Origin of the sequence: Pseudomonas agronomica (assembly GCF_025917275.1) — a bacterium.
Lineage (GTDB): Bacteria > Pseudomonadota > Gammaproteobacteria > Pseudomonadales > Pseudomonadaceae > Aquipseudomonas > Aquipseudomonas agronomica.
This window is the reverse complement of the sequence record NZ_JAOSHO010000902.1, coordinates 1-1,000: the sequence shown is the minus strand read 5'-3', so window position 1 is coordinate 1,000 and position 1,000 is coordinate 1. Positions and strand designations below refer to the sequence as shown.

At 58.7% G+C, this 1,000-nt stretch carries 2 protein-coding genes; both read left to right on the top strand.

The window, feature by feature from the left end:
* Positions 1-26: 26 nt before the first annotated feature.
* Positions 27-500, top strand: coding sequence for a tripartite tricarboxylate transporter TctB family protein (locus OC610_RS28005; RefSeq protein WP_264432854.1), 474 nt, complete (start codon positions 27-29; stop codon positions 498-500).
* 9 nt (positions 501-509) lie between these two features.
* On the top strand, positions 510-1,000 hold a 491-nt coding region (locus OC610_RS28000), incomplete at its 3' end, for a tripartite tricarboxylate transporter permease (RefSeq protein WP_264432852.1).

The following is a 1,000-nucleotide window of genomic DNA, read 5'->3' as shown; positions in this document are numbered from 1 at the left end:
CGTCCTTACCCGTAACAGGAGCCTGTATGGATTCCTACAAGAGAAACGAGCTGATCGCCGGGGTGGCCATGCTCGGTGCCGGCGTGGCTTATCTGGTCCTGACCATGAATCTGCCGCGTCGTGGAACGATCGATGCCGCGTTTGTGCCTTGGGTGCTCGCCGTCTCGTTGTGCCTGCTTGGCGCATTGCAGTTGTGGATGTGGCGAAAGCTGCCGGATAAACGCGCCGAATCCGCAGAAAAGCCAGAGGCGATCGACTATCCAACCGTCTTCAAGACCCTGGCATTGGTGCTGCTTTACACGGCGCTGATGGAGCCGGTGGGTTTCCTGATCACGACCGCGCTCTATCTGTATGTCCAGTTCATCGTGTTGACCCCTGCGGAACAGAAGGTCAAGCACCTGCGCTACGCGTTGATCGCCGTCGTCTCGGCGGTCCTGATTTTCTACATCTTTCGTCATGGCTTCGACTTGCTCCTGCCTGTCGGTTTATTGGATTTCTAGGGGACGGCCATGATTGAACTCATGCAAACAGGCTTCGCAGCCGTACTGACACCCTACGTCTTTCTCCTGATTACCCTCGGCGTTGCGGTGGGGATCGTTTTCGGTGCGGTGCCCGGGCTCTCGGCCACCATGGCGATCGCGTTGTGCTTGCCACTGACTTATTCGATGGGACCCGGCCCTGGCCTGGCGTTGCTGGTGGCGCTGTTTGTCGGCGCGACCTCGGGAGGGCTGATATCGGCGATATTGCTCAACATACCGGGTACGCCGGCCTCCATTGCGACGACGTTCGATGGCTGGCCGTTGATGAAGCAAGGCCATGGCGTCAAGGCCCTTGGCATTGGCGTGGTGTTCTCGTTCCTCGGCACAATCTTCAGTATCGTCGCGTTGATGTTCATCGCCCCGATCCTGGCGGAACTGGCCCTGAGCTTCGGTCCGCATGAATACTTCTCCATCGCGATCTTTTCGCTGACGTTGATCGCCACGCTGTCCACCGGCTCGCT